The sequence below is a fragment of the Pseudomonas sp. HPB0071 genome (genome assembly GCF_000478505.2).
GTDB classification, from domain to species: domain Bacteria; phylum Pseudomonadota; class Gammaproteobacteria; order Pseudomonadales; family Pseudomonadaceae; genus Chryseomonas; species Chryseomonas luteola.
Window position 1 is genome coordinate 3074083 of sequence record NZ_KI517367.1, and the last position, 14953, is coordinate 3089035.

Consider the following 14953-nt stretch of genomic DNA (forward strand, 5'->3'; position numbering starts at 1 on the left):
TGTATTTTCTAGGCTGAACAGTGTTGGCGCATTCATTTGCCTGAGCATGCATATCTGCTCATTCCTATCAAGCTTCTAGCTTGTCCTCCCGGTTAGTACAATTCCGGTTCGTTTTTGCATGATTGTCGGGGTTTCCATGACCGTATCCTTTGTTCACTTGCGTTTGCATACTGAATATTCGCTGGTTGATGGTCTGGTCAGGGTAAAGCCCTTGGTCAAGTCGGTAGCGGGGGCAGGCATGCCTGCTGTAGCTGTGACAGACCAGAATAATTTGTGCTCGCTGGTAAAGTTTTACAAGGCTGCTATGGGTGCCGGTATCAAGCCCATCTGTGGCTCCGACCTGTGGCTGGCCAATCCTGATGAGGAGGGGCCGCTTACCCGCCTGACCTTGCTGGTCATGAATAAACAAGGCTATAGAAACCTGACTGAGCTGGTTTCGCGCGGTTATCAGGAAGGACAGCACGAAGGCCAGATCATTGTCCAACGTGAGTGGGTCAAGGCGGCTGCCGACGGCTTGATTGCGCTTTCCGGCTCTAAAGAGGGTGAGGTGGGGCTGGCCTTGCTGGCCGGTGATAACGTACGCGCCGAGCGGTTGTTAGGTGAATGGCTGGACGTCTTTAGTGATCGTTTTTACCTGGAGGTGCAGCGTACCCAGCGCGTCAATGATGAAGAACATCTTCACGCCGCGGTTGCCTTGGCGGATCGTTGCAACGTACCGCTTGTAGCAACCAACGATGTTCGTTTTATCAAGCAGGACGATTTCGAGGCCCATGAAACGAGGGTCTGCATTGGCGAGGGGCGGGTACTCGATGATCCGTTGCGTCCTCGTACCTATAGCGATCAACAGTACCTCAAGTCTCCTGAGGAGATGTGGGAGCTTTTTAGTGATCTGCCAGAGGCCTTAGAAAATACGGTCGAAATCGCCAAGCGCTGCAACATTGAAGTGCAGCTTGGCAAATATTTCTTGCCTAATTTCCCTATTCCCGAAGGCATGACCATTGACGATTACCTGCGAAAGGTATCGTTTGACGGATTGGAAGAGCGCCTAGCGGTACTCCTGCCTAAGGAAACGCCGGATTACGAGGCCAAGCGGCAAGTCTATGTGGATCGCTTGAACTTCGAGCTGAATATCATCATTCAGATGGGGTTTCCTGGCTACTTCCTCATCGTAATGGACTTCATTCAGTGGGCGAAGAACAATGGCGTCCCGGTGGGGCCGGGTCGTGGGTCGGGTGCTGGCTCGCTGGTAGCGTATGTGCTGAAAATTACGGATCTGGATCCACTAGCCTATGATCTGCTGTTCGAGCGCTTCCTTAACCCTGAACGTATTTCCATGCCTGACTTCGATGTCGATTTCTGCATGGACGGTCGTGACCGCGTAATTGATTATGTTGCAGGCGCCTATGGGCGTAACGCGGTCAGTCAGATCATCACCTTTGGCACCATGGCCGCAAAGGCGGTGGTTCGTGACGTTGCCCGTGTGCAGGGTAAGTCTTACGGTCTGGCCGACAGATTGTCCAAGATGATCCCCTTCGAAGTAGGCATGACGCTTCAGAAAGCCTATGAGCAGGAGGAGATGCTTCGTGACTTCCTCAAGGTCGACGAAGAGGCCCAGGAAATCTGGGACATGGCGCTCAAACTGGAGGGTATCACTCGGGGAACCGGTAAGCATGCGGGTGGTGTGGTAATCGCACCTACCAAACTGACAGACTTCTCTCCCGTTTCTTGCGATGAGGACGGTAACGGACTGGTTACCCAGTTCGATAAGGACGATGTAGAGCAGGCGGGCCTGGTGAAGTTCGACTTCCTGGGTTTGCGAACATTGACCATCATTAAATGGGCAATGGAAACGATCAATCGAGAGCATGCTGCAAAAGGGCTCGATCCGGTTAACATCGACTTTATCCCGCTGGATGACAAGAAAACCTACGATCTCTTGCAGAAGGCGGAGACGACGGCCGTGTTCCAGCTGGAATCCCGCGGCATGAAAGAGCTGATCAAAAAGCTCAAGCCCGACTGCCTGGAAGACCTGATTGCATTGGTGGCCTTGTTCCGTCCGGGGCCGCTGCAGTCAGGCATGGTAGATGACTTCATCAACCGAAAGCACGGCCGTGCCGAGCTGGCCTATCCCCACCCCGATTATCAGTATGAAGGGCTCAAGCCTGTCCTGGCTCCCACCTATGGCATCATCCTGTATCAAGAGCAGGTTATGCAGATTGCCCAGGTCATGGGGGGCTATACCCTGGGTCAGGCCGACATGCTGCGTCGCGCCATGGGTAAGAAAAAGCCGGAGGAAATGGCCAAGCAGCGGGGCGGCTTTATTGAAGGTTGTGCCAATAATGGCATCGATGCTGAGCTTGCCGGTAACATCTTTGATCTGGTAGAAAAATTTGCGGGTTATGGCTTCAACAAGTCCCACTCGGCTGCCTATGGTCTGGTGTCCTATCAAACTGCCTGGCTGAAGGCGCATTTCCCTGCGCCGTTCATGGCTGCGGTGTTGTCAGCGGATATGCACAACACCGATAAGGTGGTAATCCTCATTGAGGAATGCCGCCATATGAAACTGCGGATCGATGCGCCGGATGTGAACATCTCTGACTTCAAGTTCACTGTAAATGAAGGTGGACGCATCGTTTACGGTCTTGGTGCTATCAAGGGGGTTGGTGAGGGTCCGGTAGAGGCGATTGTAGAAGCGCGCCAGGAGGGGCCTTTCAAGGATCTGTTCGATTTCTGCGACCGTGTCGATCTCAAGCGCATCAACAAACGTACCCTTGAAGCGCTTATTCGCTCGGGAGCGCTGGATCGCCTGGGGCCGCATTATCATGACGAGCTCAAGGCCTACCAGGCGACTATCGATCAGAATCGCTCAGTGCTGTTGGCCGCAATGGAAGAGGCGATTGCGGCAGCCGAGCAAACGGCACGGAGCAATAACAGCGGGCATATGGATTTATTCGGGGGTGTGTTTGCCGAGCCGGAAGCCGATGTCTACGTTAATCATTACAAGGCACGAGCGCTGACGCTCAAGGAGCGTCTACGGGGGGAAAAGGAAACCCTCGGCCTGTACCTGACGGGGCATCCGATCGATGAGTATGAGGGTGAAGTACGGCGACTGGCTCGCCAGCGCATTGTGGACCTCAAGCCCTCTCGTGAAACCCAGACGGTTGCCGGCCTTATCGTTAATCTGCGTGTGATGAAAAACAAGCGCGGCGATAAGATGGGGTTTGTTACACTGGATGATCGCTCGGGCCGGATTGAGGCTTCGCTGTTTGCCGAAGCATTTCATGCTGCTCAGTCCTTGTTGCAGACTGACGCCTTGGTCATTGTTGAGGGCGAAGTCAGCCAGGATGATTTCTCGGGCGGCTTGAGACTGCGCGCCAAGCGCGTGCTGGGCCTGGAAGAGGCTCGCACCGCATTGGCTGAAAGTCTGCGCATCTCGGTTGCAAGCGATGCATTGAAAGGCGACCGTCTTCGGTGGTTGGCCGACCTCTGTACCAAGCATCGGGGCGCTTGCCCGGTTACGCTGGATTATCGAAGCCAGGATGCTAGGGCCCTGCTGCAATTTGGCGAGCAGTGGAGAATCGATCCTGGTGATGGCCTGATACAGGCACTACGTGACCAGTTTGGAAGAGAAAACGTCTTCCTGAACTACCGTTGATCCGAGCGGCGCGAGTGCCGCTCATTCGACCAAACCATGCCAATGGCCTCAAGGGTTGAGGCGGCAGATCTCGATAATTGATCTGCCGGCCTCGACCTGATCCGCCTGATCTTTTAAGGTAGGCGACCCGGCCGCTGGCTCAAGATTGCAAGACGGATACTCATGAACCCGAACTATCTCGATTTCGAACAGCCGATCGCTGACCTCCAGGCCAAGATTGAAGAGCTTCGCTTGGTTGGTAATGACAATTCGCTGAACATCAGTGACGAGATTGCCCGGCTGCTGGAAAAGAGCCAGGCACTGACCAAAAGTATTTTCGGTAGTCTGAGCAGCTGGCAGGTGGCTCGTCTGGCGCGTCACCCCTTGCGGCCCTACACGCTGGACTATATCAGCCATCTTTTCGTTGATTTCGAAGAGCTTCATGGCGACCGTCATTTCGCTGATGATCCAGCCATTGTTGGCGGTATCGCTCGTCTGGATGATCAACCCGTCATGGTCATCGGTCATCAGAAGGGGCGTGAGGTACGTGAAAAGGTACGTCGTAATTTTGGTATGCCTCGCCCGGAAGGTTACCGTAAAGCCTGCCGTCTGATGGAAATGGCCGAGCGTTTCAAGATGCCGATTCTGACGTTTATCGATACTCCCGGTGCTTATCCGGGGATCGATGCCGAAGAGCGTGGACAAAGCGAGGCGATTGCCTGGAATCTGCGTGTCATGTCGCGTTTGAAAACGCCTATCATCGCAACCGTGATCGGCGAGGGTGGTTCTGGTGGCGCCCTGGCAATTGGCGTGTGCGACCAGCTGAACATGCTTCAACATTCGACTTACTCTGTGATTTCGCCTGAAGGCTGCGCCTCGATTCTCTGGAAAACTGCCGAGAAGGCGCCTGATGCGGCTGAAGCCATGGGCATTACTGCGGAGCGTTTAAAGGGGCTGGGTATTGTAGATACCGTTATCGATGAGCCACTGGGCGGTGCCCATCGTGATCCCGCTGTAATGTCTGCTTCCATTCGTGAAGCTCTGGTAGATCAGCTTGACATGCTCAAGAAATTCTCCAGCGAAGAGTTGTTGACGCGTCGTTACGAGCGCCTGATGAGCTACGGCATTTCCTGATCTGTCTCCATGTATGTCCGGTCCATGCCGGACATACGCCTAAGCTGTTTACATGAATAATGTGTATTCATTGATGGGCAGCCATGTCCCTTTCTGATGTCCCGCTTCCCCCTCTGGCTAACAACGTCCTGAAGGTCTTGACGCCCTATCTGCATGCCAAGCGATGGCATATCGCATTTTCAGGTGGCATGGATTCTTCAGTTCTTCTGCATGTTTTATCGCGGCTGTCCTTCTGCAGGCAGGTGCCGTCGCTACATGCGATTCATGTGCACCATGGTCTTCTTAAAGAGGCTGACGAGTGGGTGGAGCATTGTCGGCAGATGTGTGACCTGCTCCAGGTTCCCTTGAGCGTCGAGCATGTACAAGTGGATCAGAATTCAAGCCTGGAGCGAGCGGCCCGGGATGCACGCTATGCCGCCTTTGCGCGGCACGTTAGAGAGCATGAAGTTCTGCTAGTGGCTCAGCATCAGGACGATCAGGCGGAGACTCTGCTGCTAAGACTGCTGCGTGGAGCTGGGGTAAAAGGTTTGTCTGCCATGGCGACCTCGCGTGCAATGGCTGAGGGGCGCCTGGTAAGACCCTTCTTGTCTGTTCCTCGAGCTGAACTGTCACGTTATGCCTTAGCGGAAAAGCTGGAGTGGGTGGAAGATCCTAGTAACATACAGGTTGTTCAGGATCGTAACTTCCTGCGCCATGAGATTCTCACTCGACTGCGCTTACGATGGCCGCAGGCTTCAGCCAGCGTTGCCCGCAGTGCAGGGCATATGGCCGAGGCGCTGGCTATTCTTGAAGAGTGCGCTGCCATGGACTTGTCTGCCGCACAGACAGCTACTGCATTTCCTTGGTTGCCGCTTCCAAGTCTCGAACTTGAGATTATCAGGCAGCTGAGCGAGCACCGTCAGCGCAACGCACTTCGCCACTGGTTAGATCGATATAGCCGTATGCCAGATACTGATCATTGGGTGGGCTGGGCTGCATTGCGGGATGCCAGTCCCTCGGCCAGTCCCGTCTGGGTGCTGGAAAGCGGTGAGATACATCGGGGGGCGGGACGGCTCTGGTGGTTACCGCATCAGTGGTTGGGCGCCGCCTGTGTGCCTTGTCAGTGGCCTGAAAAGGAGTCGGAGGTAGCGTTGGGTGGCAATGGACAAGTGTATATCGTTGGTCAGCGGCCCTCGGGATCACTTGAAGTCCGCTATCGTCAGGGAGGAGAAATCATGGCTGTCCCTGGGCGCGGGCACAGAGATCTCAAACGGCTCCTGAATGAGCATCATGTGCCGACGTTCTTGCGCGGCAGATTGCCGCTGCTGTTTTGTAACGGGCAGTTGATAGCCATTGCGAATCTGTCTGGACTCAGTGGTCCAGCCGATCAGCACTGGCGGTTCGAGTGGGTTCCTGCGACGAGCGGCCAGCGTTTGAGCTGAAAGGCACTTTGTTGTAGACTACGCTCCCGTCTTGTACCGCACTTGTTGTTTACGTAACAACCGGTGTGCGTTGGGCATGAAGTATTACCGTGCTCAACCGAGGCCTCTAGGCCTCCCTCGCTTCCCGGCGGCTTTCCGCCTAACTACAGATTTCTAGGAAAATTCATGACGCGCTACATCTTCGTCACGGGCGGTGTTGTTTCTTCATTGGGGAAAGGCATTGCCTCTGCTTCCTTGGGCGCCATTCTGGAAGCGAGGGGCTTGAAGGTCACCATGCTCAAGCTGGATCCCTATATCAACGTCGATCCAGGTACCATGAGCCCATTCCAGCACGGCGAAGTGTTTGTCACCCATGACGGTGCCGAGACCGATCTCGACCTGGGTCACTACGAGCGTTTTATTCGCACTACAGTGACTCAGGACAACAACTTCACGACCGGCCGCATCTACATGGATGTGCTGCGCAAGGAGCGTCGCGGCGATTACCTGGGCGCAACCGTTCAGGTAATCCCTCACATTACCGATGAAATCAAGCGCCGTATTATCAAGGGCGCAGGTGATGCGGATGTGGCGCTGGTCGAAATCGGCGGTACCGTAGGTGACATCGAGTCCCAACCCTTCCTGGAAGCCATACGCCAGTTGCGCGTGGAAATCGGCGCTCGCCGTGCCATGTTGATGCATCTGACGTTGGTGCCCTATATTGCAACCGCGGGTGAAACCAAGACCAAGCCGACTCAGCACTCGGTAAAGGAATTGCGCTCCATCGGCCTGCAGCCTGATGTTTTGATCTGCCGCTCCGATCATCCGGTAGACAGTTCTTCCCGCCGCAAGATTGCGCTGTTCACTAACGTGGAAGAGCGTGCCGTCATCTCTCTGGAAGACGTGGATACGATTTATCGTATTCCTTCCGTTCTGCATGCGCAGGGTCTGGACGATTTCGTGGTAGAGCGCTTTGGCCTCGAATGCGGTCAGGCTGACCTGAGCGAGTGGGATCGTGTGGTCGATGCCAAGCTCAACCCAGAGCGTGAAGTAACTATCGCCATGGTTGGCAAGTACATGGAGCTTCTGGATGCATACAAGTCGCTTATCGAGGCGATGACGCATGCCGGTATCCAGAGCCGTACAAAGGTCAATCTGCGCTATATCGATTCGGAAGATATCGAGCAGCAGGGTACCCATCTGCTCAAGGGCGTTGATGCGATCCTTGTGCCGGGTGGTTTTGGTCTGCGCGGTGTAGAAGGCAAGATTCGCACGGTTCAGTATGCACGTGAGAACAAGATTCCGTACCTGGGTATCTGCCTGGGCATGCAGGTAGCGGTAATCGAGTTCGCCCGTAACGTATTAGGCTGGAGCGATGCCAACTCCACCGAATTTGACAAGTCTGGTCAGCACCCGGTGGTTGGTTTGATTACCGAGTGGCAGGATGCGTCCGGCGCTACCGAAATCCGTACAGAAGCTTCGGATCTGGGGGGCACCATGCGCCTGGGAGCTCAGGAGTGCCAATTGTCTTCAGGTACTCTGGTACATGATTGCTACCAGCAAGACGTAATCGTTGAGCGTCACCGTCACCGTTACGAAGTGAACAACAACCTGCTGCCCGAAATCATGGCGGCGGGCCTGAAGGTCACTGGCCGTTCCGGCGACGGTGCATTGGTGGAAGTCGTCGAGGCGCCGGATCATCCCTGGTTTGTGGCGTGCCAGTTCCATCCGGAATTCACCTCTACCCCGCGTGATGGTCATCCGCTCTTCAGCGGTTTCGTGAATGCGGCTCTGAAATACGCTAATAAGGCTTGATGACTATGGCTCAGAAAACGATTCGTGTCGGTACTATCGAAGTGGCTAACGATAAGCCGTTCGTGCTGTTTGGCGGAATGAACGTGCTTGAGTCTCGCGATCTGGCGATGCAGATCTGCGAAGAGTACGTGAAGGTAACGCAGAAGCTGGGTATCCCTTATATCTTCAAGGCCAGCTTCGACAAGGCCAACCGTTCTTCGGTCAACTCTTTCCGTGGCCCAGGCCTGGAAGAGGGCATGAAGATCTTTGAAGAGATCAAGAAGACCTTCAATGTACCGGTTATCACGGACGTCCATGAGCCCTATCAGGCGGCACCGGTTGCAGAAGTATGCGACATCATCCAGCTGCCGGCTTTCCTGTCCCGGCAGACGGATCTGGTAGTCGCCATGGCTAAGACCAATGCCGTTATAAATATCAAGAAAGCCCAGTTCCTCGCGCCTCAGGAAATGAAGCATATCCTGAAGAAATGTGAGGAAGGGGGTAATGATCAGTTGATCCTGTGCGAGCGTGGCACGTCCTTTGGTTATAACAATCTGGTAGTCGACATGCTGGGCTTCGGCATCATGAAGCAGTTCGACTACCCGGTCATTTTTGACGTGACCCATGCCCTGCAGATGCCTGGCGGTCGCAGCGATTCCGCAGGTGGTCGCCGTGCACAGGTTACCGATCTGGCCAAGGCCGGTTTGAGTCAGGGACTGGCAGGTCTGTTCCTGGAGGCTCACCCTGATCCTGACAGTGCCAAGTGCGATGGCCCTTGCGCACTTCGATTGAACAAGCTGGAGCCCTTCCTGGCTCAGCTAAAGGCACTGGATGAACTGGTGAAGTCGTTCACTCCAATCGAAACCGCCTGATGCTCCGCTGAACTTAGTTCCAAATAAGAAGCCGAAGGTGCAGTTTGCACCTGACCAGAACCATGGAGAGCGTATAACAATGGCAAAGATCGTCGACATAAAAGGCCGGGAAATTCTGGATTCCCGCGGTAACCCTACCGTGGAAGCCGAGGTGATTCTTGATAACGGTATCGTCGGCAGGGCTTGTGCGCCCTCTGGTGCATCCACAGGATCCCGCGAGGCATTGGAACTGCGTGATGGCGACAAGAGCCGTTACCTGGGCAAGGGTGTTCTGACAGCCGTTGGTAATGTAAACGGCCCGATCCGTGATCTTCTTATTGGCAAGGACCCATCGGATCAGAAAGCGCTCGACAAAGCGATGATCGAGCTCGATGGTACCGAGAACAAGTCCAAGCTGGGCGCCAACGCCATTTTGGCGGTATCCCTGGCAGCTGCCAAGGCGGCCGCCGAGGATAAAGATCTGCCCTTGTATGCCCATATCGCAGAGCTGAACGGCACGCCCGGTCAGTACTCCATGCCGGTTCCGATGATGAATATCATCAACGGCGGCGAGCATGCCGATAACAATGTCGACATCCAGGAGTTCATGGTTCAGCCGGTTGGCGCAAAAAGCTTCGCTGATGCCCTGCGCATGGGTGCTGAGATATTCCATCACTTGAAGGCGGTTCTCAAGGCGCGTGGCCTGAATACTGCCGTGGGCGATGAAGGTGGCTTTGCCCCGAACCTGTCCTCCAACGAAGATGCCCTAGGCGCTATTGCCGAAGCGGTTGAAAAGGCCGGATACAAGCTGGGCACGGATGTAACTCTGGCCTTAGACTGCGCCTCCAGCGAGTTCTATGAAAACGGTCAGTACAGCTTGTCTGGCGAAGGCAAGACATTCGATGCTCCTGGTTTTGCCGATTATCTTGCGGGTCTGAGCGAGCGTTTCCCGATCATCTCTATCGAAGATGGTATGGATGAGTCCGACTGGGCTGGCTGGAAGGCGTTGACTGATAAGATCGGCAACAAGGTGCAGCTGGTAGGTGACGATCTGTTCGTGACCAATACCAAGATTCTCAAGGAAGGGATCGAGAAAGGTATCGGTAACTCCATCCTCATCAAGTTCAACCAAATCGGTTCTCTGACCGAAACGCTGGAAGCCATCCAGATGGCCAAGGCTGCTGGTTATACAGCAGTTATTTCTCACCGCTCGGGTGAGACCGAAGACGCAACGATTGCTGATCTTGCCGTGGGTACTGCGGCAGGGCAGATCAAGACCGGCTCACTGTGCCGTTCAGACCGGGTCTCCAAGTACAATCAGCTGCTTCGTATCGAAGAGCAGCTTGGTGCAAAAGCACCGTACCGTGGACGTGCCGAATTTCGTAGCTGAGTTCACAGTGAGCGGCGCAAGCCGCTCCGCTGTTGCGAAATGATGTGTTAAAAGAGCAGGATTGAAGTGTCGCTTATCGATATAGGCATCATTTCCTTCCTGCTCTTGTTTTAAGTATGTTCTCATTAGCTCACTTAACTTGTTGCTTTGAACCGTAAAGCCAATGCGTAGCCCTTACTGGTTGTTTCCTGTCCTGATCATTGCATTAGCCGGCCTGCAGTATCGCCTGTGGGTAGGTGATGGCAGTTTGGCGCAGGTAAAAGAGCTGCGTGAGCAGATTTCTAGTCAGGATGAGGAAAATAAGCAGCTGCTTGAACGCAACCGGATCCTCGAGGCGGAAGTTGCTGAGTTGAAAAAGGGCATGGAGACGGTTGAAGAGCGGGCGCGCCATGAGCTCGGTATGGTTAGAGAGGGTGAGACCCTTTACCTGCAGTCCAAATGATAAATACCTCATTACCTCTTTTCTGGGCCGTTATTCCGGCAGCGGGTATCGGTTCGCGCATGCGAGCGGATCGCCCCAAGCAATATCTGGATCTGGCGGGCCGAACGGTCATTGAGCACACGCTTTCTGCGTTATTGGATCATACTTCCCTGCAGGGCATAGTCGTTAGCCTGGCGGTTGATGACAGATGGTGGCCTGGTCTTGTCTGCGCTACGGATAATCGGATTACCCGGGCTACTGGTGGGAAGGAACGTGCCGACTCTGTACTGAACGGCCTTATGCGGCTGGAAGCCTGCGGCGCATCTGATCTTGACTGGGTATTGGTACATGATGCAGCAAGACCTAATCTGGCTCAGAGCGACATTGATCGGCTATTGCAGGAGCTGGCTGATGATGAGGTTGGGGGATTACTGGCTATTCCAGTCAAGGATACGTTAAAGCGTGTCGACCCTTATGGCCGGGTTGAGGTGACAGTAGATCGTAGTGTCATCTGGCAGGCCTATACACCCCAGATGTTTCGATTGGGCCATCTGAGACAAGCGCTCAGTGATGCATTGGCTGCTGGCGTCATGATCACGGACGAAGCCTCCGCTATGGAGTGGGCGGGCTATAGACCCCGCGTGATAGAAGGGCGAAGTGATAACATCAAGATTACGCGGCCCGAGGATCTGGTCTGGCTGACGCAACTTTGGCATGAGCGCCGGCACGAACCGACGCCCACGACCTGACCCTTTAGAAGCGATACACTGCCGCTGCCCCCGTCTTGGACGGCATACGTTCACGGGGTACGACGACCACATCGCCGCCATGTTCCATGACGTAGGTGATCAGCTCATCCAGCACATCGGCTGTTTCAGCTCCAGCGGGTTTGGAGGGATGCAGCTCGCCACTTTCCCGATCAAGCAGCCCGGGTATCTGGCGATCAGCCTCTACCAGCAGCATGGCTACACGGCTTTCAGCAGTGGCTTTTCCAATTTCTTCCAGTTGATCGGAGGCCAAGCCTTGGCCACGAGATTCGCCGTATTGGTCAAGAATGCCATTCAGGCGCTTCAAGTACATAGGCTCCATGAGCTTCCAGCTTTCCTGGCGCAGCATTTCTGTATCCAAGGCACCCTGGCCGATAGAAATACCTTTTTCCAAAAGCTGCTGGTTGTGACTGACATGACGGAAAACGGTCTGATTTTCCGGGAGCGCAGCCAAAATAAGGGGCAGTCCAGAGGGTTTGGAGTGGTGTTCAGTAATGGCTCGGTCGACAGCTCTAAAAAAGCGCTCACAGTCGATATCGATCTGCTCTTGCTTACCACTTCCACCAGAGCCGTGGATCATGGGGTCGCCACGCTCGCTCGCTCCACCAAAGCCGTTGGTGTTACCAATCTGATCCTTGGGCGTTAGTTCTGAACCTAATGCCTCATCTTGATTGCGGGGTACTTCAGGCGCCAGCTCAACTTCATCCAATACGTCCCGGTTGCCTTCAAAGAGGCGTACCTGATTACGAGACAAGCACAGAATCTGGTAACGATCTGCTGACTGAGCAATACGAAGAATGGGCTTCAAATAATGCTGAGAATTGACGAGGGCCACTTCGGGCACCTTGCGCTGCAGCGGATAAACCATGAAATAGTCTTTTCCACCAAAGACGGCGACACCATCACGGGTGTGATTCCAGAAGTCGCGGTTATCAACCAATTCATCGAATGGCTTGAGTAGCGTATCGCTGGGAGCGTCGGGGAATTGCTGTTCCAGAGAGGCTCTCAGGTCGCGGACCAGATTCTTGAAGCGGATCGGGTCCTGTGTGCGCTCTGGAAAGCTTCGATGGGTAGGCATGTAAATCGATAGGCATGGCGGCTCATGCTTTTCCATTAGTTCAGCCAATGTTGCTTTGGTGATGGGTCCGTACATGGCGGCTTCCTCGCTATGGTTATGGAGGGTTCGTCAACTACGAATGAGCGTGGCACCTGGTATAGACCAGGCAGAGCCGGCTCCTCGCTGAATCCGGCAAGGCAGAACGTTTCCGCTTTCGGTTTCACATCGCTTTGAAAGTATCGATGCAGAATGCTCAAGAATGCGGTGCCGTTCTGACCTCTGGGATTCGACTGTTTGGAGCATGACCCTTTCATGTTCCATATAGGTACGACGAGCCCGGCAACGGCGGGTTCCAACCGTTGGACGTATGGCGTCTCTGCTGGCAACTCTCGCGTCAGCTCTGAAGATAGGTGACCAGATTGCTTTTGAGGTAGTCCACTAGTTGCCTGACCTTCGGGGACAAGTGGCGCCGCTGTGGATACAGCGCCCATACGCCTGTGTTGGGCGGTTGCCGGTTTTCCAGCAGGGAGACCAGCTCTCCTCGTGTCAGGTGAGGAGCCACGTAGTAATCCGGCAGCTGGCACAGACCAAATCCTCTGAGTGCCGCATCCAGAACGGCCTGGCCGCTGTTGCAGCGCCAGTTTCCTGTAACCTTGATGGGGATTTCCCGTCCATCTTCCTGAAAGGTCCAAACATCGCTATTACCGATCAGACAGTTATGCCGTGCCAGTTCTGACAGGGCATGGGGAGCGCCGAAGCGCTCGAGATAGCGTGGCGCAGCGCAAAGGTACATGATGCGAGGCGCAAGCTTGGTTGCTATGAGTTGAGAATCGTTTAGCCGGCCCAGGCGGATTGCCAGATCGAAGCCTTCCTGCACCAGGTCCAGCGTGCGGTTGGAAAGCTCTATTTCCAGACGTAATTGCGGGTGCAGTGCCATGAAGCTGTTTACCAGGGGGATGATAAAACGCTCCCCATAGGTCACTGCACATGTCATGCGCAGCAATCCCTTGGGTTCGCTGGACAGATCACTGACGGCCCGAAGTGCTTCCTCGCGGGCATCCTGCAGGCGTTGGCAATGCTGAAGAAAGGTCTGTCCGGCCTCGGTCAGTACGACACTGCGCGTGCTCCGATAGAACAGGCGTGTCTGCAGACGTTCTTCCAGTCGGGCGATTTGTCGGCTGACATGGGATGAGGAAACACCAAGCCGTTCGGCGGCCAAGCTGAAATGACCTGCTTCAGCAACCGCAACGAACTCATCCAAGCCTTCCCAGGCGCTCATGATTATCCCTATATGGCAATAATATTTTGCAGTACGTTGGATTATTAACTGAATCAAAGCTCATACACTAGACGTACCGTATCACCAGATGGATGACGACCTCCATGATTAAATCACGCGCTGCTGTTGCTTTTGAGGCTAACAAGCCCCTTGAAATCGTTGAAGTAGATGTTGCTCCGCCTAAAGAAGGCGAGGTGCTGGTTCGTATCGTGGCGACAGGTGTCTGCCATACCGATGCCTACACACTGTCCGGCGCTGATCCGGAAGGTATTTTTCCTGCAATCCTTGGGCATGAGGGCGGCGGTATCGTCGAGGCGGTTGGTCCGGGAGTGACGTCCGTTGCCGTAGGTGATCATGTCATTCCGCTGTATACCCCGGAATGTGGCAAGTGCAAGTTTTGCCTGTCCGGCAAGACCAACCTGTGCCAAGCCATTCGCGCTACCCAGGGCAAAGGGCTCATGCCGGATGGCACGTCCCGTTTCTCTTATAAAGGCCAGCCGATTTATCACTATATGGGGACTTCCACGTTCTCTGAGTACACGGTATTGCCGGAAATCTCGCTGGCCAAGATCCCCAAAGAAGCGCCTCTGGAGAAAGTCTGCCTGCTCGGCTGTGGTGTTACTACCGGGATCGGTGCAGTACTGAACACTGCCAAGGTGGAAGAGGGCGCTACGGTAGCCATCTTCGGTTTGGGTGGTATTGGCCTGTCAGCGATAATCGGTGCGACCATGGCCAAAGCGGGACGTATCATCGCCATCGACATCAACCCTGCTAAGGCTGAAATTGCCAAGCAGCTCGGGGCTACGGATTTCGTCAACCCCAACGACTACGACAAGCCTATCCAGGAAGTGATAGTCGAGCTGACGGATGGCGGCGTGGATTACTCGTTCGAGTGTGTGGGTAACGTGAAGCTTATGCGTGCTGCACTGGAATGCTGCCACAAGGGATGGGGTGAGTCGGTCATTATTGGTGTCGCTGGCGCTGGTCAGGAAATTAGTACACGTCCGTTCCAGCTGGTTACGGGGCGTGTATGGCGGGGCAGTGCGTTCGGAGGCGTCAAAGGTCGCACCGAGCTACCGGGCTACGTCGATAAGGCCCAGAAGGGCGAAATTCCGCTGGATACCTTTATTACCCACACCATGGGGCTGGACAAGATCAATGATGCCTTTGATCTGATGCATGAAGGTAAGAGCATTCGTACGGTTATCCACTATTGATCATGCATG

General features: G+C 54.6%; 11 protein-coding genes. 9 read left to right on the top strand and 2 right to left on the bottom strand.

Going from position 1 to position 14953, the window contains the following annotated elements:
- The first annotated feature begins 136 nt into the window (after positions 1-136).
- The 8 genes from dnaE to ispD all read left to right on the top strand — a co-directional run bounded on the left by dnaE (position 137) and on the right by ispD (position 11373).
- On the top strand, positions 137-3655 hold the full coding sequence (gene dnaE / locus HMPREF1487_RS14390; RefSeq protein WP_037030045.1) for a DNA polymerase III subunit alpha: 3519 nt from the start codon (positions 137-139) through the stop codon (positions 3653-3655).
- Between the two features lie 162 nt (positions 3656-3817).
- Entirely contained in the window at positions 3818-4768 is a 951-nt protein-coding gene (locus HMPREF1487_RS14395) for an acetyl-CoA carboxylase carboxyltransferase subunit alpha (protein WP_010797393.1), read from the top strand.
- 83 nt (positions 4769-4851) lie between these two features.
- Positions 4852-6189, top strand: a complete 1338-nt coding sequence (tilS, locus tag HMPREF1487_RS14400; RefSeq protein WP_010797394.1) for a tRNA lysidine(34) synthetase TilS — start codon at positions 4852-4854, stop codon at positions 6187-6189.
- A 165-nt stretch (positions 6190-6354) separates the two neighbouring features.
- Positions 6355-7983, top strand: coding sequence for a CTP synthase (locus tag HMPREF1487_RS14405; RefSeq protein ID WP_010797395.1), 1629 nt, complete (start codon positions 6355-6357; stop codon positions 7981-7983).
- 5 nt (positions 7984-7988) lie between these two features.
- A complete protein-coding gene (gene kdsA, locus HMPREF1487_RS14410; protein ID WP_010797396.1) occupies positions 7989-8834 on the top strand; it encodes a 3-deoxy-8-phosphooctulonate synthase in 846 nt (281 codons plus the stop codon).
- Between the two features lie 79 nt (positions 8835-8913).
- Positions 8914-10203 (top strand): phosphopyruvate hydratase, encoded by a 1290-nt coding sequence (gene eno, locus HMPREF1487_RS14415; protein WP_010797397.1) that lies wholly within the window; start codon positions 8914-8916, stop codon positions 10201-10203.
- A gap of 163 nt (positions 10204-10366) precedes the next feature.
- Positions 10367-10645 carry a septum formation initiator family protein gene (locus HMPREF1487_RS14420; protein ID WP_010797398.1) on the top strand — a complete coding sequence of 93 codons (279 nt, stop codon included), beginning with the start codon at positions 10367-10369 and terminating at the stop codon, positions 10643-10645.
- Positions 10642-11373, top strand: a complete 732-nt coding sequence (gene ispD / locus HMPREF1487_RS14425; RefSeq protein WP_010797399.1) for a 2-C-methyl-D-erythritol 4-phosphate cytidylyltransferase — start codon at positions 10642-10644, stop codon at positions 11371-11373. Before HMPREF1487_RS14420 ends, ispD begins: the two co-directional genes overlap by 4 nt.
- A gap of 4 nt (positions 11374-11377) precedes the next feature.
- Here the strand turns inward: ispD and HMPREF1487_RS14430 are convergent, their stop codons facing one another.
- A complete protein-coding gene (locus tag HMPREF1487_RS14430) occupies positions 11378-12544 on the bottom strand; it encodes a baeRF3 domain-containing protein (RefSeq protein WP_010797400.1) in 1167 nt (388 codons plus the stop codon).
- Between the two features lie 298 nt (positions 12545-12842).
- Positions 12843-13727, bottom strand: coding sequence for a LysR family transcriptional regulator (locus tag HMPREF1487_RS14435; RefSeq protein WP_010797401.1), 885 nt, complete (start codon positions 13725-13727; stop codon positions 12843-12845).
- A 104-nt stretch (positions 13728-13831) separates the two neighbouring features.
- On the opposite strand from HMPREF1487_RS14435, the gene HMPREF1487_RS14440 reads away from it, so the two are divergent.
- On the top strand, positions 13832-14944 hold the full coding sequence (locus tag HMPREF1487_RS14440) for an S-(hydroxymethyl)glutathione dehydrogenase/class III alcohol dehydrogenase (RefSeq protein ID WP_010797402.1): 1113 nt from the start codon (positions 13832-13834) through the stop codon (positions 14942-14944).
- Positions 14945-14953: the final 9 nt, after the last annotated feature.